The organism is Bradyrhizobium elkanii WSM2783, assembly GCF_000472865.1.
Classification (GTDB): Bacteria; Pseudomonadota; Alphaproteobacteria; order Rhizobiales; family Xanthobacteraceae; genus Bradyrhizobium; species Bradyrhizobium elkanii_A.
The window spans coordinates 22756-42307 of record NZ_AXAP01000005.1; the positions used below are offsets into that span (position 1 = coordinate 22756).

At 63.4% G+C, this 19552-nt stretch carries 17 protein-coding genes; 4 read left to right on the plus strand and 13 right to left on the minus strand.

Going from position 1 to position 19552, the window contains the following annotated elements:
• Positions 1-11: 11 nt before the first annotated feature.
• From YY7_RS0106785 to YY7_RS0106795, 3 genes are all read right to left on the minus strand, one after another.
• The gene (locus YY7_RS0106785) at positions 12-3152 is read right to left on the minus strand and encodes an efflux RND transporter permease subunit (protein ID WP_028162572.1); all 3141 of its coding nucleotides are present in this window, start codon (positions 3150-3152) and stop codon (positions 12-14) included.
• Between the two features lie 39 nt (positions 3153-3191).
• On the minus strand, positions 3192-4298 hold the full coding sequence (locus YY7_RS0106790; RefSeq protein WP_028162573.1) for an efflux RND transporter periplasmic adaptor subunit: 1107 nt from the start codon (positions 4296-4298) through the stop codon (positions 3192-3194).
• A gap of 251 nt (positions 4299-4549) precedes the next feature.
• Positions 4550-5875, minus strand: a complete 1326-nt coding sequence (locus YY7_RS0106795; RefSeq protein ID WP_028162574.1) for an MFS transporter — start codon at positions 5873-5875, stop codon at positions 4550-4552.
• A 180-nt stretch (positions 5876-6055) separates the two neighbouring features.
• Here YY7_RS0106795 and YY7_RS50925 point away from each other — a divergent pair, with 180 nt between their 5' ends.
• Positions 6056-6448 carry a DUF2809 domain-containing protein gene (locus tag YY7_RS50925; protein WP_035689473.1) on the plus strand — a complete coding sequence of 131 codons (393 nt, stop codon included), beginning with the start codon at positions 6056-6058 and terminating at the stop codon, positions 6446-6448.
• Positions 6449-6610: 162 nt separating this feature from the next.
• Here the strand turns inward: YY7_RS50925 and YY7_RS61810 are convergent, their stop codons facing one another.
• From YY7_RS61810 to YY7_RS0106845, 8 genes are all read right to left on the minus strand, one after another.
• A complete protein-coding gene (locus YY7_RS61810; protein ID WP_196237231.1) occupies positions 6611-6997 on the minus strand; it encodes a hypothetical protein in 387 nt (128 codons plus the stop codon).
• A gap of 165 nt (positions 6998-7162) precedes the next feature.
• Complete coding sequence (locus YY7_RS0106810) at positions 7163-8332, minus strand: winged helix-turn-helix domain-containing protein (RefSeq protein WP_028162576.1); 1170 nt, start codon at positions 8330-8332, stop codon at positions 7163-7165.
• Between the two features lie 165 nt (positions 8333-8497).
• Positions 8498-8737 carry a hypothetical protein gene (locus YY7_RS0106815; protein ID WP_028162577.1) on the minus strand — a complete coding sequence of 80 codons (240 nt, stop codon included), beginning with the start codon at positions 8735-8737 and terminating at the stop codon, positions 8498-8500.
• A gap of 308 nt (positions 8738-9045) precedes the next feature.
• Positions 9046-10119 (minus strand): response regulator, encoded by a 1074-nt coding sequence (locus YY7_RS0106825; protein ID WP_028162578.1) that lies wholly within the window; start codon positions 10117-10119, stop codon positions 9046-9048.
• 97 nt (positions 10120-10216) lie between these two features.
• Positions 10217-11506 (minus strand): phospholipid carrier-dependent glycosyltransferase, encoded by a 1290-nt coding sequence (locus YY7_RS0106830; RefSeq protein ID WP_028162579.1) that lies wholly within the window; start codon positions 11504-11506, stop codon positions 10217-10219.
• Between the two features lie 220 nt (positions 11507-11726).
• Positions 11727-12215 (minus strand): VOC family protein, encoded by a 489-nt coding sequence (locus YY7_RS0106835; protein ID WP_028162580.1) that lies wholly within the window; start codon positions 12213-12215, stop codon positions 11727-11729.
• A 26-nt stretch (positions 12216-12241) separates the two neighbouring features.
• Positions 12242-12667 (minus strand): VOC family protein, encoded by a 426-nt coding sequence (locus YY7_RS0106840; protein ID WP_028162581.1) that lies wholly within the window; start codon positions 12665-12667, stop codon positions 12242-12244.
• Between the two features lie 198 nt (positions 12668-12865).
• Positions 12866-13891 carry an alpha/beta hydrolase gene (locus tag YY7_RS0106845; RefSeq protein ID WP_028162582.1) on the minus strand — a complete coding sequence of 342 codons (1026 nt, stop codon included), beginning with the start codon at positions 13889-13891 and terminating at the stop codon, positions 12866-12868.
• 238 nt (positions 13892-14129) lie between these two features.
• Here YY7_RS0106845 and YY7_RS0106850 point away from each other — a divergent pair, with 238 nt between their 5' ends.
• The 3 genes from YY7_RS0106850 to YY7_RS0106860 all read left to right on the plus strand — a co-directional run bounded on the left by YY7_RS0106850 (position 14130) and on the right by YY7_RS0106860 (position 18319).
• Positions 14130-15656: an amidohydrolase family protein gene (locus YY7_RS0106850; RefSeq protein ID WP_028162583.1), complete on the plus strand. Its 1527-nt coding sequence runs from the start codon at positions 14130-14132 to the stop codon at positions 15654-15656.
• A gap of 337 nt (positions 15657-15993) precedes the next feature.
• The gene (gene dld, locus YY7_RS0106855) at positions 15994-17799 is read left to right on the plus strand and encodes a D-lactate dehydrogenase (RefSeq protein WP_080663612.1); all 1806 of its coding nucleotides are present in this window, start codon (positions 15994-15996) and stop codon (positions 17797-17799) included.
• 67 nt (positions 17800-17866) lie between these two features.
• Positions 17867-18319, plus strand: a complete 453-nt coding sequence (locus tag YY7_RS0106860) for a hypothetical protein (RefSeq protein ID WP_028162585.1) — start codon at positions 17867-17869, stop codon at positions 18317-18319.
• Positions 18320-18331: 12 nt separating this feature from the next.
• Here YY7_RS0106860 and YY7_RS0106865 read toward each other — a convergent pair whose 3' ends face one another.
• Together YY7_RS0106865 and YY7_RS0106870 are read right to left on the minus strand one after the other, a co-directional pair.
• Positions 18332-18838: a cupin domain-containing protein gene (locus YY7_RS0106865; protein ID WP_028162586.1), complete on the minus strand. Its 507-nt coding sequence runs from the start codon at positions 18836-18838 to the stop codon at positions 18332-18334.
• Between the two features lie 188 nt (positions 18839-19026).
• The gene (locus YY7_RS0106870) at positions 19027-19413 is read right to left on the minus strand and encodes an FKBP-type peptidyl-prolyl cis-trans isomerase (protein ID WP_245287222.1); all 387 of its coding nucleotides are present in this window, start codon (positions 19411-19413) and stop codon (positions 19027-19029) included.
• Positions 19414-19552 lie beyond the last annotated feature (139 nt).

Here is a 19552-nt window from a genome sequence, read left to right on the forward strand (position 1 = left end):
TCACTGTTCAACTATTCAGCGGCCTCAGCAAGCGGAATTGCCGGGCGCGCATTGCCGTCATGCTGCGCCGCCGAAGCGGCTTCCTCGCCCGCGCCGCTCTCCTCCAGGCTCTTGCGGAACCATAGGGCATAAAGGCCCGGCAGGTACAAGAGCGTCAGGAAGGTCGCGACGAACAGGCCGCCCATGATGGTGATCGCCATCGGGCCCCAGAACGCCGAGCGCGACAGCGGGATCATCGCCAGGATCGCGGCCAGTGCGGTCAACACCACCGGGCGAGCGCGGCGGACCGTGGCCTCCACGATCGCCTCCTTGCGGGTCAGGCCGTGGGCAACATCGGTCTCGATCTGATCGACCAGGATCACGGTGTTGCGCATGATCATGCCGGCGAGCGCGATCAGGCCGAGCAGCGCCACGAAGCCGAACGGCTGGTTGGCGACGTTCAGGCCCAGCGAAGCGCCGACAATGCCGAGCGGCGCCGTCAGGAACACCAGGATCAGGCGCGAGAAGCTCTGCAGCTGGATCATCAGCAGCGTCAGCATCACCAGCACCATCATCGGGAAGAGCACGAAGATCGAGGCATTGCCCTTGGCCGATTCCTCGAACGCGCCGCCCGGCTCGATCCGGTAGGCCGGCTCGAGATGGTTCTGGATCTCCTTGAGCTTGGGCGAGATCTGGTTGGTGACATCGGGTGCCTGTACGCCGTCGACGACGTCGGAGCGCACAGTGATCGCCATGTCGCGGTTACGCCGCCACAGGATCGGCTCCTCATGAGCATATTCGATTTTGGCAATCTGCTGCAGCGGCACCGCGACACCATTGCGTGAGGTGATCGTGAGATCGCCGACGCGCCCCAGATCGAGCCGCTCGGACGGCACGGCGCGGGCGACCACGCCGACCTTCTCGATGCCGTCGCGGATGGTCGTAACCGGCGCGCCCGAGATCAGCATCGACAGCGCCTGCGAGACCTCCTGCGGGGTGAGGCCCAGCGCGCGGGCACGGTCCTGGTCGACGACCAGCTTCAGGTAGGGCGACTGCTCGTTCCAGTCGAGCTGCACGTCCTTGACGTTCGGGTTCTGCCGCATGACGTCGCGCACCTGATAGGCGATATCGCGGACCTTCTGGGCGTCGGGACCGATCACGCGGAACTGAACGGGGAAGCCGACGGGCGGGCCGAAATTGAAGCGGTCGACGCGCACGCGCGCCTCGTTCAGCGCGCCATTGGCCGCCGCATTCTCGATCTTGGCCTTGATGCGCTCGCGCGCCTCGACGTCCTTGGACAGGATTACGATCTCGGCAAAGGCCTCGTTCGGCAGTTGCGGGTTGAGGCCGAGCCAGAAGCGCGGCGAGCCTTGGCCGACATAGGCGGTGTAGGTCGCAATATCCTTGTCGCCTTTCAGAAGGTCCTCGGCCTTCTTGACGGCCTTCTCGGTCACGTTGAAGGCGGTGCCTTCCGGCAGGCGGAGCTGCAGGAACAGCTCGGGACGCTCGGAGAGCGGGAAGAACTGCTGCTGGACGTGGCCGAAGGCAACGATCGAGGCGACGAACACGCCGACCGTGGACGCCACCACCGTGATGCGGTGATTGACGCACCACTGCACCACCGCGCGCAAACCGCGGTAAAGCCGGGTCTCGTAGATCGCGTGCGGATCGTGGTTATGATGCACCTTGATGTTGGGGAGCAGCTTCACGCCGATATAGGGCGTGAAGATCACCGCAACGAACCAGGACGCGACCAGCGCGATCGCAACGATCCAGAAGATGCCGCCGGCATATTCGCCGACCGCCGAATTGGCAAAACCGATCGGCAGGAAGCCGGCCGCGGTGACCAGCGTGCCCGTCAGCATCGGAAACGCCGTGGATTCCCAGGCGAACGATGCGGCGCGCATGCGGTCCCAGCCCTGCTCCATCTTCACCACCATCATTTCGACCGCGATGATGGCATCGTCGACCAGGAGGCCGAGCGCGATGATCAGCGCGCCCAAGGTGATGCGGTGCAGGTCGAGCGACATCGCGTTCATGACGATGAAGACGATCGCGAGCACCAAGGGCACCGACAGCGCCACCACGATGCCGGTGCGCCAGCCGAGCGCGAGGAAGGAGACGAACAGCACGATCGCGAGCGCTTCGACGAAGGAGTGCACGAACTCGCTGACCGCATGCTCGACCACCTTCGGCTGGTCAGCGATCTGCTCGACCTCGATGCCCTGCGGCACCGCCTTCATGAAGTCGGCGGTCGCCTTCTCGACGTCCTTGCCGAGGTCGAGGATGTTGGCGCCCTTGGCGGTGACGATGCCAATGCCGATCGCGGGCTTGCCTTCCTGGCGCACGGTGAAGGTCGGCGGATCGACGAAGCCGTGGGTGACGGTTGCGATATCGCCCAACCGGAACACGCGGCCGTTGCTCTCGACCGGGCTCTCAGCCACCGCCTTGGCGCCGTCGAGCGCGCCGGTGACGCGCAGCGGCACGCGCTGCGAGGACGTCTCGACCGTGCCGGCCGGGGTGACATTGTTCTGCTTGGCGAGCGAGTCGAACAGCGCCTGCGGGGTGATGCCGAGGGTAGCGAGCTTGGCGTGGGAGAACTCGACATAGATGCGCTCGTCCTGGGTGCCGTAGAAGTCGACCTTGGTCACCCCCGGCACGCGCAGCAGCCGCTGGCGGAAGCCTTCGGCCGCCTTTTTCAACTGCGCGTAATCGGCGCCGTCGCCGGTCATCATATAGAGGATCGAATCGACGTCGGAGAACTCGTCATTGACGACGGGACCGAGGATTCCTTGCGGCAACTGGCCCTGCACGTCGACCAGCTTCTTGCGCAGCAGGTAAAAGAGATAGGGCACGTCCTTCGGCGGCGTCGAGTCGCGGAACGTCACCTGCATCGCCACGAAGGCCGGCTTGGAATAGGTCTGCACCTTCTCGAAATACGGCAGTTCCTGCAGCTTCTTCTCGATGGGGTCGGCGACCTGGGTCTGCATCTCGTTCGCAGTGGCGCCCGGCCACATCACGGAGACGTTGACCACTTTCACCGTGAAGAACGGATCCTCGGCGCGGCCGAGCTTCTGATAGGAGAAGTAGCCGGCGGCGGCGAGCGCGATCATCAGGAACAGGATCAGGGTCGGATGGCTCACCGCCCAGCCCGACAGGTTGAAGCGCTTCATGTCACCCTCCAATATCCAAAACCGGTTGCGGCCGACGGATCAGAACGACAGCGACGCCACGACGCGGACCTTCTGGGCCGGGTCGAGTTTCTGCACCCCGAGAGCGACCACTTTCGCGCCCTCCTCGACGCCGCCGGCGATGACGACGCAATTGCTCTCGTACGCCTTCACCTTGACCGGCTTCAGCGTGATCTCGCCGGCGTCGCCCACGACATAGAGCGAGGGTTCGCCGCCCTGGCTGTACAGCGCCGACAGCGGCAGCTTCGCCACGCGCTCGGTCTCGGCATCGGCGAGCGTCAGCGTCGCCGTCATGCCGAGCGAGACGTCGTCGCCGGCTTCCGGCAGCGAGAACTTGGCGAGATAGGTGCGGGTGGCGGGATCGGCCGAGGGCGCGACCTCACGCAGCTTTGCGGCGTACTTCTTCTTAGCCTCGGACCACAGCGTCACGGTCGCGACCCCGGTCTTGGCGCGGCCGAGCAAGGTCTCGGGGATCGCGACCACCGCCTCCTTCTCGCCGAGCCGCGCAACGCGGATCGAGGTCTGGCCGGCGGCCACGACCTGGCCGGGTTCAATCAGGGTCGAGGTGACGACACCGCGGGTGTCGGCGACGAGCGTCGCATAGGAAAGTGAGTTCCTGGTCAGTTCGACCGAGCGTTCGGCGCGGTTGAGGCGGGCGCGGGCCTCATCCGCCGCGGCGCTGCTCTGGTCCAACTGCGCGTCCGTAGTCCAGCCCTTGGCCCGCAGGTCCTTGGCGCGCTTCTCGGCGGCCGCCGCCTGCGCCAGCACGCCGGTGGCGGCGCGCAGTTCGGCTTCAGCCTGCTCGGCCTGCAGCTTCAGGTCAACTTCGTCGAGGGTGGCGAGCGGCTGGCCGATATCGACGGTCTGGCCGACTTCGACGAGGCGCTTTGCGACCTTGCCAGCGACCCGGAAGCCCATGTCGCTTTCGATGCGCGGCTTGACCGTGCCGACAAAGCTGCGCTCGGGGGTCTCGGCCTCATAATGCACCATGGAGACCAGGACCGGACGCCCGGGATCGGCTTTCTCGGCGACCGTCTCGTCGCAGCCGGCCAGCGAAATCGCCGCCGCCGCGAGCAGCGCGCCAGCTAAAAGCTTGTAATAATTTGCGAAAATGGAACGGGCAAACATCGGTCTCTCCATTGGGCTGATGTCTGATGAAGAGTATTGATTGAGTACTGACGAATGTCAATAATCGTCAGTGTTCAACACTGAATCGTGAGTTTGGGCATGGCCGATTGACTGCGGGCAAAGGGGGTTTGCGATGGCGGGTAGCCCGGATGGAGCGCAGCGCAATCCGGGGTTCTGGCCGTATGGATAGACCAGCCCCGGATTGCGCTGCGCTCCATCCGGGCTACGGCATGTCCGATGGCGAAGCTGCGCTACTTCGCGCTGGCGAATTCGGTCTTGGTCTCGTGGCCGCCGAGGAACGTGAGGAGGCCGGCGGCGAGCGGCAACAGCGACAGCACAAGCAGGCCGGTCGAGGTGTTGCCGGTGGCGTCCTTGACCCAGCCGATCAGATAGGGCCCGCCGAAGCCGGCGAGATTGCCGATCGAATTGATCAGCGCGATGGCGCCGGCCGCCGCGGTGCCGGAGAGCCAGGCGGTCGGCAATGTCCAGAACACCGCGAAGGTGCAGAAGATCCCGATCGCCGCGATCGTCAGCACGACCATGGTGATGGTGGGATCGGTGAGATAGCTGGAGACGCCGAGCGCGAGTGCCGTAAGCAACAGCGGCCCGCCGACATGGGCGACGCGCTCCCGCCTGGCGTCGGAGTGCCGCGCCCACAGCACCATCGCGATGGTGCCGAACAGATAGGGGATCGCGGTGACGAAGCCGGTCTGCGCGTTGGTGAGGCCGAAGGCTTTCACGATCTGCGGCAGCCAGAACTGCATGCCATAAAGCGCGCCGACGAAGCCGAAATAGATCAGGCTCAACGTGATCACCTTGGGCGAGGACAGCGCCTCGCCGAGCGTGAAATGCCTGACCGCCTGCTTGGCCGCGGCCTCGGCGTCAAGCTTTGCCTTGAGCCACGCCTTCTGCTCCGCGGTCAGCCAGTTCGCCTTCTCCGGCCTGTCGGTGAGATAGAACCAGGTGACGATGCCGAGCAGGACCGAGGGGATGCCCTCGATGATGAACAGCCACTGCCAGCCCCTCAGCCCCATCACGCCGTCAAGCCCGAGCAGAAGCCCGGAGATCGGCGCGCCGATCACGGTGGACACGGGAACGGCGACCGCAAACGCGGCCATGAAGCGGGCGCGGTATTCGGCCGGATACCAATAGGTCAGATAAAGGATGATGCCGGGGAAGAAGCCGGCTTCCGCCACGCCGAGCAGGAAGCGCAGCACAAGAAAACTCGTCTCGCCGCTGACCGTCGCCATCAGCGCCGAGATCACGCCCCAGGTCACCATGATACGGGCGATCCAGCGGCTGGCGCCGAATCTCTCCAGCGCGAGATTGCTCGGCACCTCGAAGATGAAATAGCCGATGAAGAAGATGCCGGCGCCCCAGGCAAAGACCAGCGGCGAGAACTTCAGGTCCGCGTTCATGGTCAGCGCGGCGAAGCTGAGATTGACGCGGTCGAGATAGGAGAAGAAGTAGGCCAGCACCAGGAACGGGATCAGGCGCGCCGAGATGGCGCGGATGGTCGAGGTCTCGATCTCGCTCTTCGCACTCGCGGCGGTGGCAAGCGTGGTGGTCTGGCTCATGGGTGTCCCCCCGAGGGCTGTTATTGCTATTGCCTTGGGGTTTTGAGCATCAGGCGCACGCTGTCAATCGGAATTGTGACAAGGATCTCCGCGGGGTGCGGCGGGCACGGCCTCGGGTGCGAACTTGCGCCGGGCGCGGACCTGAGCTTTAGCTCCGTCTCCCGCGAGGCTTGCCCGCTCATGATTGTCCGCATCCTGCTTTGTCTTTCGATCATCATCGCCGGGCTGGCGCTGCGCCGGTTCGGCTTCGGCGTGGGGCTCCCGGCATTCGTCGTGAAGTATGGCGGCTCGCTATTGTGGGGGACGATGGTGTTCTTCCTGGTCGCGATTGCCGCGCCGGGATGGGCGCGGCGCACAGTACCCTTGATCGCGCTTGCGATTGCGGTGGGCGTGGAATTGTTTCGGCTGGTGCATACGCCGTGGCTCGATGCCTTCCGCCTGACGACCGCCGGCGCGCTGTTGCTGGGCCGCATCTTCTCAGCATGGAATATCGTCGCTTATGCCGCCGGGATTTTGCTCGGCGTGGCGCTGGATCGTTGTGCGATGCCAATCAAGCTACGTAGGGCGGACTAGCGAAGCGTAATCCGCCGCCACCGCTCTCGTCGTTCCGGGGCGATGCGCAGCATCGAACCCGGAATCCATGGTGCCACCTGGGCATGTGGCGCGATGGACTTCCGCGCCTGCGCTTGGCGGCGCATCCCGGAATGACGGGGAGAGTTGGCGCGAGGCCGACCGCTACCGCCGTGCTTTCCGAGTCTTCTTTGCGGCCTTGGTCTTCTTCGCGGTCTTCTTGGCCGCCTTGGCCGAGCGCTTCTTGGCGGATTTCTTGCCGGCTTTGCTGGCCGACCGTTTCCTCGCGGCCTTCTTTGCCGCGGCCGCCGTCCGTCTTGCGCTCGCTGGCGCCGGCTTGGGTGCGGCGCGCCGCTTGCGCGGCGGGGCCGTTGCCATCGGCGGCACCATCGGATCGGAAACGAGGCCGTCGGCGGCGAGCGGGACATAGGTCGCCGTGCGCTCGTCAGCTTTCGTGGCCTCTTCGTCCGGCTTCAATGCGCCGCCGGCGGTGCTGGCGACGCCCTTCATGGTGTCCGTGATCTTGTCGAGAATTGATTTATCCTTGCCCATAATGCCTCCCTGAAATTAGTTGCAATAAACTAACCGGCCGGGAGGCCGCGGGTTCCCGAGACGAAACTTGGAGCCATGTAGGGCGAGGAGCCAGCGACGAAGCAATCCACGCTTCCGCAAGCGGTGAGATGGATTGCTTCGCTTCGTTCGCAATGACGGCAAACCTTACGGGCCGTCACCAAGCTGGAAGCGCTCGAAGCGGTGCAGTTCTTCCTCGATGCGGGGCTTGAACTCCTTGCGGGCGCCTCGCTTGGCGGCGCTGCCGACCCAGCTCCATTTCTGCATCAGGAGCTTCTTGTTCGCCCGGTCGGTCTTCAGGTCGATGGCGGCGACGATCTCGTCGCCGACCAGGACCGGCAGCGCAAAATAACCGAACAGGCGCTTTTCCTTCGGCACATACGCCTCGAAACGGTGGCCGTAACCGAAGAACAGTTCGCTGCGCTTGCGCTGGATGATGAGCGGATCGAACGGCGAGAGGATGTGGACCAGGGTTGGATCGCCCTCACCCGCCGGCTGCAGTGCCTCAGGGCGCGCCCAATGCTCCTGCTTGCCGGCGCCTTCGAGCGCGACCGGCACCAGTTCGCCTCGCCGCAGGCGGGTCTCGATCAGGCGCCGCACCGGCTTCTTGCTGGGCGCATCGAGATGGCAGATCGAATCCAGGCTGACGACGCCCTGCGACCGCAGCGCGCGGTCGAGCAGATAGGCGGTGATCTCGCGCGCCGAGGCCGGCTTCGGCGGCTTGTCCCAGCCGAAATGCCGCGCCATCAGATCGTAGGTCTTCAGCATGCCGTTGCGCTCGGTGATCGTGAGGGCACCGGTGTAAAAGGCGAGCTGCAGCGCACGCTTTGACGGCTTGCGGCTCTGCCAGAGATGCTCCTTTTCCACCAGCACGTCGTCGTCGATGTCGCGGATGGTGAGCGGTCCCTGCCGGATCAGGCGCATCACCTTGCGCATGTCGGCGGGCGTGACCGAGTTGAACCATTTGTGGCCCTCGCGCCTGTGCTGCCGCATCGCCGACAGGAAGAAGCGCAGATCCCCGGCCGGCACATAAGAGAGGGCATGGGTCCAGTATTCGAACACGCTCCTGTCGACGCTCTGGGCGTGGCGGAGATCGGCGCGGCGGTAGTCAGGGATGCGGCTATAGAGGATGTGATGGTGGGCGCGCTCGATCACGTTGATGGTGTCGATCTGCACATAGCCGAGATGCTCGACGGCAGCGGCCACGGCCGCCGGCCCATCGCCAAACGGCACGGGCGTGTCGAGCCGTTGGGCGCGCAGCCAGATGCGGCGGGCGTCGGTCCTGCTCAGAGGATGGGATGGAATCGGGCGGGGCATTACCCGCAATGTAGTGCATGATCCGGAAAAGTGGACACTGGATTTCCGCCCCGCCAACGCCAAGCGTTTGCGCGAAGACGATGATCATGGATTCCCGACCACGGGACGCAGGCAAGGAAAAGGCCGCACCAGGTGGCGCGGCCCAAGCTCGGTGGTCGGTCTTGTTTACTTGGCCGCCTGGGCCTCCAGGTAGTGCTTGCAGGCGCCGCGCATGTTGCCCTTGCTCATCTCGCTATTGGCCTTGCTGATGCTCTTGGCCATCGCCGCCTTGCCGGGCCCTTCCGGCATCGTGTTCATCGAGGCCGTCGATTTGGCCATGTTCTCCGTGGTGCAGGCCACCGGCTTGGCCAAGGCAGGCGCAAAGGCAACAGCCGAGAACGCAGCAGCCAGGATCAATCGTCGCATCGGAAAAATCTCCCTTGGAATGAAACCGGCGTGACACCGGCCAATACAGCACGCATTGGCTCGCGGCCGCGTTTCCGGCGGAAAGCTATTTTTCCTGTATTGCAGTGGGATGAAGCAAAGGCGAACTGCGACCAGCGGTCGCGGTCGTGAGCCGATTTGCTACGAGCCAGGAGATTGCCGAGCTCGCCGCGACCGAGCTGCAGATCTCCCTCGAAATCCATTCGCCGTAGCCCGGGTGAAGCGCAGCGCAACCCGGGGATGCTCGCTGCGTGGCGAGATGAACCCGGTTACGCTTCGCTGCATCCGGGCTACGTCACGGGCTTGTCGAGCATTTCCCTGATCCTTGCCGCGAGCACGGTCTGCGTCAGCGGCTTCTGCAACAGCGATACGTCGTCGTCGGGCCGATCCTCGTCGCCGACGGCGTTGCCCGCATAGCCGGTCATGAACAGCACCTTCAGGTCGGGCTGGATACGGTGCAGTTCATCGGCCAATTCGCGGCCATTCAGGCCGGGCATGATGATGTCGGTGAGCAGCAGGTCGACATGGAACCGCCCGCCCTTGAACAGCGCCAGCGCGGCCGAGCCATCGCCCGCCTCGCGGACTTTGTAGTTCAGGTCCTGCAGGGTCTCCACGAGGAAGGACCTCACGCTGGCCTCGTCCTCGACCACCAGGATCGTCTCATTGCCGGCGCTGCCGACGACCGGGACGACGTCCGTTTCGACCGGGGCGGCGGTTGGAAGAGGCGGCTGGTAGGCGGGCTTGAGATCGGGCGGCTCGCCCCGCGCATGGGTGAGGAGTTGCTGCGTCAATACCGCCGCCCGCTGTGCACTGTTGGAGGCATTGCCGATCACGCGCGCCAGCCGGTCGCGCTTGACGCCGCCGTCCGATTGCACGCTGCGCGCGGCGATCTCCAGGTTGCCGCTGATAACAGTCAAAAGATTGTTGAAATCGTGCGCCACGCCGCCGGTCACCTGCTGCGACTGTCGCAGCAAGTCCTCGGCCTCGCGGAGCTGCGACAGCGAGGGCAGCGCCAAGAGCTTCGGCAGCAGCGGCCACAGCATGGCGGCGGTGACGATGGACGCGGCGGCCGTCAACAATTTGGCAATGCCCTCGATGCCGTAGATCGGCACCCAGAGCGTGACGATCGACAGCACATGGGTTAAGCCGCAGAACAGGATGAAAAGCGCAAAAGCCCAGAAGACCCAGCCGAACGCGACGTCGCGCCGCTTCGACACGAAGATGGCCAGCGCTATGGGGATGGAGAAGTAGGCCGCCGCAATCACCGCGTCGGAGATGACGTGGAGCCAGATCAGCCCAGGCTCCCACAGCAGGCAAATTCCGTGCGGGGAAAGCGTTGACGAATCGAAGAGACGCTCCAGCATGATGGTCGTTCCACTGCCCTTGACGCAAATCGATGGACCTACCTTTGCATGCAAAAATCCATGAGCCGTTACGGCCCGTCAAGCCTGCCGCGACATCTCAGATCCAGCTTCGGAACAGCATCAGGTGATTGAAGGCCGCCGTCGAGGTACCGATGAAGGCCGCCGAGATCGGCAGCATGACCGCAAAGCCCAGCGCACCGATGGCGACGAAGGCCCATAGCAGCCAGCGCGGAGTGCCGGCGCGGGTCAGCGCGTAGACCAGGGCAAAGCTCGCGGTGGTCGCAGCCGGCAGGTAGTAATAGGTGAAGCCAAGCGTGCGCGGCAGCAATGCCCAGGCGAGATAGGGACCAAAATAGAACGCGAGCACCAGGAACGCGTCCGCCCGCCGCACCACGATCCAGTCGCGCAAGGTTACGGTGAGCGCGGCCAGCGCCGGCCACAGAATCAGGGGATTGCCGAGCAGGACCACCGCGGCGATGCTGTTGTCGCCGAGCTTGTCGAAGAGATACCAGACCGGACGCACCAGGAACGGCCAGGACGGCCAAGAGCTCATATAGGTGTGGCCGGCGATCGCGGTCGTAGTATTGTCGGCAAAGATGCGGCGCTGCGCCTCCAGGATATCGGGAAACGAAAATCCGTACAGCGGAACAAAGCTCGCGAGATAGACGATCGCGGGCAGCAGCGCGAAGCATGCGGCAAAGTGATGGGGACGAAAATCGGGCCAGAGGTCGGGCTGGTACCAGTCCTCCGGCTTGGGATCGGCGAACCGCGTGCGCCAGCCTTGCATCAGCCAAATCACGGCGACGATGGCGATGCAGGTCGCGAGCACGAACAGGCCGCTCCATTTGCAGGCGGCAGAGAGGCCGGATGCGATCCCGGCAAGCGCAAAGTAAAGCTGCGGCCGAGCCTGCCTGAAGCCGTGGGCGAACGCCGCAATCGCGAACAGGCCGAAGGCGAGCGCGAAAATATCCAGCATCGCGATCCGCGACTGCACGAACAGCATCTGGTTGAATGCGGCGAGCAGCGTTGCCGCAATCGCCGACGACTGCCGGGCGAACAGGGCCAGTCCGCCGAGATAGACCCCAACCAGCGCCAGCGCTCCGAACAGTGCGGCGGGATAGCGCCAGCCGAACGGATTGTCGCCGAACGTCCTGATCGACAGCGCGATGAACTGCTTGGCGAGCGGCGGATGCATCGGGTTGAGCATCGGCTCTGGTATCACCGGCTCCAGCATCTGCCGCGCCGCCGGCACGTAATGCACCTCGTCGAAGTAGAATTTTTCCGGCGCGCTGACGCCGATCAGGAGCAAAAGATGCGCGACGATGAAGATGATGAGCGCAGTGAGAACGGTTCTGCGCGCGGACGAAATGGAAGGTGATTTTGGCACGATGTCTTCGGCGATCGTGGTGCAGCAAGGATGTCAATTGTGAGCGCCGCCGATTCTTCTGTCCATCGCATTGAACGTATTTCGCGCCGATCGTCACCAGGAAACGGCGTTGTAGGACTCAGACGCGTAGGGTGGGCAAAGCGCAGCGTGCCCACCATCCACGTTCGGTGCAAGAAAGGTGGGCACGCTGCGCTTTGCCCACCCTACGCATCTGCGCGGATTATGCCGCTGACTTCCCCTCATAGGCGCGGCGGAGGCCTTCGATATCGAGCTTGACCATGCCGAGCATGGCTTGCATCGCGCGCGCTGCGCCGGCCTTGTCCGGGCCGCTGAGATATTTGGGCAGCACGCTCGGCACGATCTGCCAGGGGACGCCGAAGCGGTCCCTGAGCCAGCCGCATTGCTCGGCCTTGCCGCCATTGGCGAGCAGTGCGTCCCAGAGCCGATCGACCTCGGCCTGGTCCGCGCAGTCGATCACGAACGAGGCGGCGTAAGTGTATTCCATTTTCATCCCGCCGTTCAGCGCCATGAAGCGCTGACCAGCCAATGTGAACTCCACCAACAGCACTGCACCGGCTTTGCCGGCGGGACCATCGATGATGTTCTTCTGGACCGTCTCGATCCGGGAATCCGGCAACAGCGAAACGTAGAGCTTGGCGGCTTCCTCGGCTTCGCCGTCGAACCACAGGCAAGGGGTAATCTTGGACATGAGAAACTCCTCTACGCGATCGACGATCAAGCGCCAGCGGTCGCGGCTTTGGCGGCCGCTTCGAGATCCATCCACATCACTTCCCAGATGTGACCGTCCGGATCCTCGAAGCTGCGGCCGTACATGAAGCCGAAATCCTGCTTCGGCCCGGGGTCGGCACTGCCGCCGGCGCCGGTGGCCTTGCCAACCATGTCGTCGACGGCATCGCGGCCGTCGGCGGAAAGGCAGATCAGGACCTCGCTCGACGTTTTGGCGTCAGCGATCTTCTTCGGCGTGAACTGCCGGAATTTGTCATGCGTGAGCAGCATGACGTGAATGGTGTCGGAGAACACCATGCAGGAGGCGGTATCGTCGGAGAACTGCGGATTCTTGGCGGCGCCGATCGCCTGGTAGAAGGCGGTCGAGCGGGCGAGATCGCTGACCGGCAGGTTCACGAAGATCATTTTGGACATCAAGGGCTCCTTTGCATGGGGTTCGGCCCAAGGACGGATGGGCGGGCGGGAGTCCGACAAGGGGGGTGCAAAATTTTTTGCGGCAGGAACCCCACCCGTCATTGCGAGCGCAACGAAGCAATCCATTTCGCCACCTGCGAAGACATGGATTGCTTCGTCGCTGCGCTCCTCGCAATGACGGTGGAGAAAGTCGCGTCATTACGTCGCAATCGGCGTCGGCATGGTCAGGAACGAGCGCGTCACATGCCAGAACAACTGCCGGTTGATCGCGAGCACCACCGAATGAGCGGTCCCGGGGAGGATGACGAACTGGCGATCGCCGTTCGGCAGCCGGTTGAAGAATTCTTCGAGATCGGCGACGGTCGCAATGCCGTCATATTCGCCGCGGACCAGCAGCACCGGCGCCAGCACCTTTTCCGGATGCACCACCGGCAGATTGGCGGTCATGTCAAGATAGGTGCCGGTCGGAATCTGGTCGCCGAACTGCAATTCCGCATCCGCGAGCGCTTCCATCACCGCGGGGTCGGAGGTGCCGGGCTTGTCGCGGGTCGCGATCGAGCGGATCATGTCGCGGTCGCGCTTGCGCATATTGTGCGAGCGGAAATAGTCGAGCTGTTCGGCGCGCTTTGCCAGCGTCGGCGATCCCTCGCCCTTGTAGGTGAAGGCCGCAAACACCAGCCGATCGATGCGCTCGGGCGCGGCCATGGCGTAGGCGCCGGCGCGCAGCGCGCCCGAGGACTCGCCGACGAAATGGTATTTCTGCCGGCCGGTCGCACCGGCGATGACTTCGACCGCGGCTTTCAGGTCCTCGACGCCGCTGGCGATATCGGAATTGCCCGAGGTGCGACCCGACTTGCCGTAATTCTCGTGATCCATGGTCCAGCAGTCGAAACCATAGCGGGCGAATTCATTCATCACGGAGTATTCGCCCTTGCCGGGCACACTGACGTCGAACGCGCGCGAGGTCACCGATGAGCCGTGGACGAAAAACACTACCGGCCGCGACGGCTCCCCGGCTTGCGGGGCGCCGATCCGCTTGCGGTACATCCAAAGCGGGACATCGCCCTTCTTCGCCCAGTATTCGCTGCTCCAGATCTCCTCGCCGGGCGACGGAACCGCCGACTCCGCCTGCGCGGGCGGCGCGCCGATTGCACCGGTGGCAATGCCGGCGCCGATGCTCTTGATGATCGTGCGCCGTGGGACCCTGTGTTCGGAACGCGCCATCGCTCATCTCCCCGGTGGTTTCGGATTCTCCGTCCGATCGTCGGTCACGACTTTAGCAGCGTTGGCGCGGCGTTGCGAGAGAGCTGGAGATAATCGCGCTGTACGCACGCGTTGCAAGACTCGGCGCACGCGTTTGTGAACATTGCCGCGGGAAGAAGTCGCGGACGCTTTGCAAAACTGAGCCTAGTCTTTGCCACCGCCAGACCGGAGAAAACCCGGCGCAATCAGGGAGCACTTCATGAGCAGCAATCTCACCGAAGAAGAACTTGCAGCTTTGATGCCGTCGGAACTTTGCCAATATCCGACACCGATCCCGACCCAGATCGTCTCCAGCGACGAATTCTATCCCGACCCGCAGAACGAACGGCAGCGCGAGGTCGAGGCGCGGCTGCTCGCAATGGCCGACGCGATCGGCGCCAAGCAAGGCATGGATCGCCGCAGATTCTTCCAGACCGCCGCCGGCATGGCAGCCTCCTTCGTGGCGATGAACGAGGTCTATGGACCGCTGTTCGCGGTGAGCAGGGCCGAGGCCGCAACGCCAGCGATGGCGCAGGAACGCGCGGACGCGTTGAAAGACCAGTTCATCATGGACATGCACACGCATTTCCTGCGCGACGACACCCGCATCATGGGCTTTGTCGAGATGCGCAAGGCGGTCGGCAAGGCCGGCTGGAACAAGCAGCTCAGCGACCACGAGCAGACCATCGAGGATCTGAAGTTCAACAACTACAAGAAAGAGATGTTTCTCGACTCCGACACCAAGATCGCGCTGATCTCGTCGGCGCCATCGGACATCGAGCAGGACTGGTTCCTGACCAACGAGCAGATGGCGGACGCGCGCAAGAAGATCAACGACGAGGCCGGCTCGCGCCGGGTGTTCTGTCACGCGATCTTCACGCCCGGCCAGCCCGGCTGGCTCGACAAGCTCGATGCGGCGCTGGCGCTGAAGCCGGAGTCCTGCAAGGGCTACACGATCGGCGACAACACCCACAAGGAGATCAGCCGTTATCCGTGGCGGATGGACGACGAGAAGGTCGCCTACAAGGGCTACGAGAAAATGGTGAAGGCAGGCATCAAGAATGTCTGCGTGCACAAGGGGCTGTTCCCGCCGGGCATCGAGAAGCAATATCCGAACCTGCGCGGCTTCGCCGACGTCGCCGATGTCGGGCAAGCCGCAAAAGACTGGCCGCAGCTCAACTTCATCATCTATCACTCCGCCTATCGCCATGTCGGCGGCGACCCCAAGGTGGCGCTCGCCGAGTTCGAGCGCACTGGCCGCATTGCCTGGACCAGCGACCTCGCCGACATTCCCGCGCAGTATGGCGTCAACAACGTCTATGGCGATGTCGGACAATTGTTTGCCACCACGCTGGTGGCGGAGCCGAATGTCTGCGCTGCGCTGATGGGCACGCTGATCAAGGGCCTCGGCGTCGACCATGTCTGCTGGGGCTCGGACTCGCTCTGGACCGGTGCACCGCAATGGCAGATCGAGGGCCTCAGAAGGCTCGAGATCCCCGAGGCGATGCAGAAGAACTTCGGCTACGCGCCGCTCGGCCCTGCGGACGGACCTGTGAAGCGCGCGATCTTCGGCGATAACAATGCCCGGCTCTACGACGTCCAGCCCAAGCGCGCGATGCTGGAATTGAAGGGCGACCGCTTCGCGATGATGCGAGCCGAGTACGAAAAGGCCGGCGTAGAACCGTCGAACATGCGCTACGGCTACGTGGTGCCGAACGGGACGATTGACCACCGCGTGTTTGCGTGAGCTTCAAGCTCACCGTCATTGCGAGCGCAAGCGAAGCAATCCATCTCACCACTTGTGGAGGCATGGATTGCTTCGTCGCTGCGCTCCTCGCAATGACGGGGGACTCTCTCTTCCGACGCTGTGGCGCGAGATTCCGGGTTCTCGCTCCGCGAGCCCCGGAATGACGGGAGAGCGCATGGCGTCTTTGAGTTATCATGACTTGTCTATTCGCACGGTGATCTTGCATCACGCCTGCGTCAAGGTTGCAAAATCCGGCCCTTGGCTTTTGACATTCCTGAGAAGTCAGCCTTACGAATAGACGACCACGGCTGTGTTGAAATAGTCGGAGCCCTTCGCCATGGAGCCTGCTGTTCGTCTGTCACCCGGCTCGATCAATGATGGCCGCACGAGCGTCACGGATGACGCCGCCCTCCTTAAGCGTCTTTCCGGTATCGTCGGAAGATCCCATGTGCTGACCGGCATGGAGAGCACCCGCAGATTCTGCACCGGCTTCCGTTTCGGACATGGTTCGGTCGTCGCGGTGGTCCGTCCCGGCACCCTCGTCGAGCAGTGGCGGGTGTTGAAGGCCTGCGCCGCCGCCAACAAGATCGTGATCATGCAGGCCGCCAATACCGGCCTTACCGGTGGCTCGACGCCCGACGGCAACGACTATGACCGCGGCATCGTGTTGATCAACACCATGCGGATCACCGGCATCCATCTTGTCAACGAAGGCAAGCAGGTGGTGTGCCTGCCCGGTGCGACGCTCTACCAGCTCGAGGACCGATTGCGGCCGCTGGGGCGGGACCCTCATTCCGTGATCGGCTCGTCCTGCATCGGTGCCTCCGTGTTCGGCGGCATCTGCAACAATTCAGGCGGCGCGCTGATCCATCGTGGCCCCGCCTTTACGCAACTCGCTTTGTTCGCCCAGCTGGACGAAGCCGGCGACGTTCATCTCGTCAACCATCTCGGCATCGATCTCGGTAATGATCCCGAGGCAATGCTGGAAAGGCTTGAGAAGGGAGCCTTCACGGACGCCGACGTCGCAAACGATCCGAACCGGCTGGCGTCCGACCATGATTATGCGACGCATGTCCGCGACATCGAGGCGCCGACCGCGGCTCGCTTCAATGCCGATCCGCACCGGCTGTTCGAGGCATCGGGCAGCGCCGGCAAGGTGATGCTGATGGCGGTGCGGCTCGATACCTTCGCCAAGACCGCGCGAACCGGCGCCTTCTATATCGGCTCCAACGATCCTTCCGAACTCGAGACGATCCGCCGGCACATCCTGGCCGGGTTCAAATCGCTGCCGATCTCCGGCGAATATCTGCACCGCACAGCCTTCGATATCGCGGAAAAATACGGCAAGGATACTTTTCTCGCGATCCACTATCTCGGCACCGCCTGGCTGCCCATGCTGTTCGCAATCAAGGGACGCTTTGACGGCATTTGCGAGCGCCTGGCTTTCCTGCCGGGCAACCTCAGCGACAGAATCATGCAATTTGCAAGCTCGCTGTTTCCCCGTCACCTGCCGAAGAGGATGATGGAGTATCGCGATCGCTTCGAGCATCACCTGATCCTGCAAATGGGTGATGACGGCATCGAGGAAGCCGCTCAATATTTGAAATCGATCTTTCCCTCAGAGAACGGCGACTTCTTCACCTGTACCGACGACGAGGGCGCCAAGGCGATGCTCCACCGCTTCGCCGCCGCAGGCGCTGCGGTGCGCTATCGCGCCGTCCACGGCCGCGAGGTCGAGGACATCGTCGCCCTCGACGTCGCGCTCCGCCGCAACGACGAGCAGTGGTGTGAAAGCCTGCCGCCCGACATCGACGCAAAGCTTCTGCACAAGCTCTACTACGGCCACTTCTTCTGCCACGTCTTCCACCAGGACTACATCGTGGCGAAAGGACATGATTGTCCGGCGATCGAGGAGCAGATGTGGAAACTGCTCGATCAGCGCGGCGCCGAATATCCGGCCGAGCACAATGTCGGCCATCTCTATCACGCAAAGCCGGCGCTGGTAGAACACTACAAGGCGCTCGACCCCTGCAATGCCTTCAATCCCGGGATTGGGCGAACCACCAAATGCCTGCATTGGAATACCGGGCTTGACACTGGCCCCGCCGCGGCGCCGAAGATCAGCGCCTCCTGGACTTCTTGAGCCGACCGAGCCGTCAGCAATGATAGGCTGGACTTTTCAAACCACGCCGCCCAGCTATGATCGTCGAATGATCGATGCATCGCTGATCTCGGGTTTTGCGGCACTCGCCGGTGCTGCCATCGGAGGGCTGACGTCGGCAACGGCCGCCTGGTTCACCCAGCGCGCCATGGTGCATTCGCAATGGTCTGCCGGCGAAAATCTGCGCCGGCAGGACATCTATCGCGAATTCATCGAGATCGCTTCAAAATGCTACATCGACGCGCTTCAGCATGAGAATCCCGACCTTCCGGATCTGGTCGGGCTTTATGCCAAGATCTCGCGGATGCGGGTGTTGTCATCCACCGAGATCGTTGACGAGGCCGAACGGGTTGCGCAGAGAATCCTCGATACCTATGCCGAGCCCGACAAGAGCTTCGTCGAGATGCGAGGCATGGTCAAAGACCACACCATCGACCTCCTGCATGGGTTCAGCAAAGCGTGCCGGCGGGAGTACGAGCAGTATCGATCGCGGCAATTCTAGAGTACCGCTCCGTTACTTCTTCTCATCCGGATGCCGGTGCACCGGATCGACCCACAACACCGTCTCCGGCTTCTCCACCGGCTCGATGTCGAGGTTGATCGCGACCGCTTCGCCGTCGCTGCGGACCAGCACGCATTCGAGCACTTCGTCCGGGCTGGCGTTGATCTCCTGGTGCGGCACATAGGGCGGCACGAAGATGAAATCGCCGGGGCCGGCTTCCGCCGTGAATTGCAGGTGTTCACCCCAGCGCATCCGCGCCTTGCCCTTCACGACATAGATGATGCTTTCGAGATGGCCGTGATGATGCGCGCCGGTCTTGGCGTCGGGCTTGATGGTCACGGTACCGGCCCACAGCTTCTGCGCGCCGACGCGGGCAAAGTTGATCGCGGCCTTGCGGTCCATGCCGGCCGTCGACGGCACGTTCGGATCGAGCTGGTTGCCGGGAATGACGCGGACGCCGTCGTGCTTCCAGCGCTCGTCGTGATCGTGGGAATGCGAGTGGTCGTGGGTGCCGCTCATCTCTGCTGCCTTCAAAAAGACTGTCGCGGTAACGCTACAGAAAAACGCGGTCGCAGGCCAGATGAAACCAGACACCTCTGCTCGTCATGGCCGGGCTTGACCCGGCCATCCACGTCTTGGCCAGTCGGTCGAAAGCGCGTGGATGCCCGGGACGAGCCCGGGCATGACGGAGAGAGAGAACCCGGCCTTTACTTCACGGCCAGCAATTCGACGTCGAACATCAGCGTCGCATTCGGCGGGATCACGCCGCCGGCGCCGCGCGCGCCGTAGCCCAGATTGGGCGGGATGATGAGAGTGCGCTTGCCGCCGACCTTCATCGTGGCGACGCCCTCGTCCCAGCCGGTGATGACCTTGCGCTGGCCGATCGGAAACTCGAACGGCTCGTTGCGATCCACCGACGAGTCGAATTTCTTGCCCTTCTGGCCGTTCTCGTAGAGCCAGCCGGTGTAATGCATGACGCAGATCTGGCCGGGCTTCGGGAAAGCACCGGTGCCCTCCTTGGTATCGATAATCTGCAGTCCTGAAGGTGTCGTCACGGTTTTTCCTGCTGGTTGGGCCGATGCCATCTTCGACATGGCGGGAACGGAAATCGCGGCCGCGACGGCAGCGATGGTCTTGACGATGGTACGTCGGCTGGAGTGCATCGCAACTACCTTCTTTACGTAGGGCGGCACGTCTCTAACGCAAGGCAGGCGATTTCCCTAGCTCTTTTTC

What these genes read in the sequence shown, in the direction of transcription:
- YY7_RS50925 (WP_035689473.1), top strand. Translation starts at nt 6,056, where the DNA reads ATGATTGTCCGCATCCTGCTTTGTCTTTCGATCATCATCGCCGGGCTG.
- YY7_RS0106860 (WP_028162585.1), top strand. Translation starts at nt 17,867, where the DNA reads ATGATCGATGCATCGCTGATCTCGGGTTTTGCGGCACTCGCCGGTGCT.
- YY7_RS0106790 (WP_028162573.1), bottom strand. Translation starts at nt 4,298, where the DNA reads ATGTTTGCCCGTTCCATTTTCGCAAATTATTACAAGCTTTTAGCTGGC.
- YY7_RS0106810 (WP_028162576.1), bottom strand. Translation starts at nt 8,332, where the DNA reads ATGCCCCGCCCGATTCCATCCCATCCTCTGAGCAGGACCGACGCCCGC.
- dld (WP_080663612.1), top strand. Translation starts at nt 15,994, where the DNA reads ATGGAGCCTGCTGTTCGTCTGTCACCCGGCTCGATCAATGATGGCCGC.
- YY7_RS0106840 (WP_028162581.1), bottom strand. Translation starts at nt 12,667, where the DNA reads ATGTCCAAAATGATCTTCGTGAACCTGCCGGTCAGCGATCTCGCCCGC.
- YY7_RS0106795 (WP_028162574.1), bottom strand. Translation starts at nt 5,875, where the DNA reads ATGAGCCAGACCACCACGCTTGCCACCGCCGCGAGTGCGAAGAGCGAG.
- YY7_RS0106845 (WP_028162582.1), bottom strand. Translation starts at nt 13,891, where the DNA reads ATGGCGCGTTCCGAACACAGGGTCCCACGGCGCACGATCATCAAGAGC.
- YY7_RS0106865 (WP_028162586.1), bottom strand. Translation starts at nt 18,838, where the DNA reads ATGAGCGGCACCCACGACCACTCGCATTCCCACGATCACGACGAGCGC.
- YY7_RS0106835 (WP_028162580.1), bottom strand. Translation starts at nt 12,215, where the DNA reads ATGTCCAAGATTACCCCTTGCCTGTGGTTCGACGGCGAAGCCGAGGAA.
- YY7_RS0106785 (WP_028162572.1), bottom strand. Translation starts at nt 3,152, where the DNA reads ATGAAGCGCTTCAACCTGTCGGGCTGGGCGGTGAGCCATCCGACCCTG.
- YY7_RS0106825 (WP_028162578.1), bottom strand. Translation starts at nt 10,119, where the DNA reads ATGCTGGAGCGTCTCTTCGATTCGTCAACGCTTTCCCCGCACGGAATT.
- YY7_RS0106850 (WP_028162583.1), top strand. Translation starts at nt 14,130, where the DNA reads ATGAGCAGCAATCTCACCGAAGAAGAACTTGCAGCTTTGATGCCGTCG.
- YY7_RS0106815 (WP_028162577.1), bottom strand. Translation starts at nt 8,737, where the DNA reads ATGCGACGATTGATCCTGGCTGCTGCGTTCTCGGCTGTTGCCTTTGCG.
- YY7_RS61810 (WP_196237231.1), bottom strand. Translation starts at nt 6,997, where the DNA reads ATGGGCAAGGATAAATCAATTCTCGACAAGATCACGGACACCATGAAG.
- YY7_RS0106870 (WP_245287222.1), bottom strand. Translation starts at nt 19,413, where the DNA reads ATGTCGAAGATGGCATCGGCCCAACCAGCAGGAAAAACCGTGACGACA.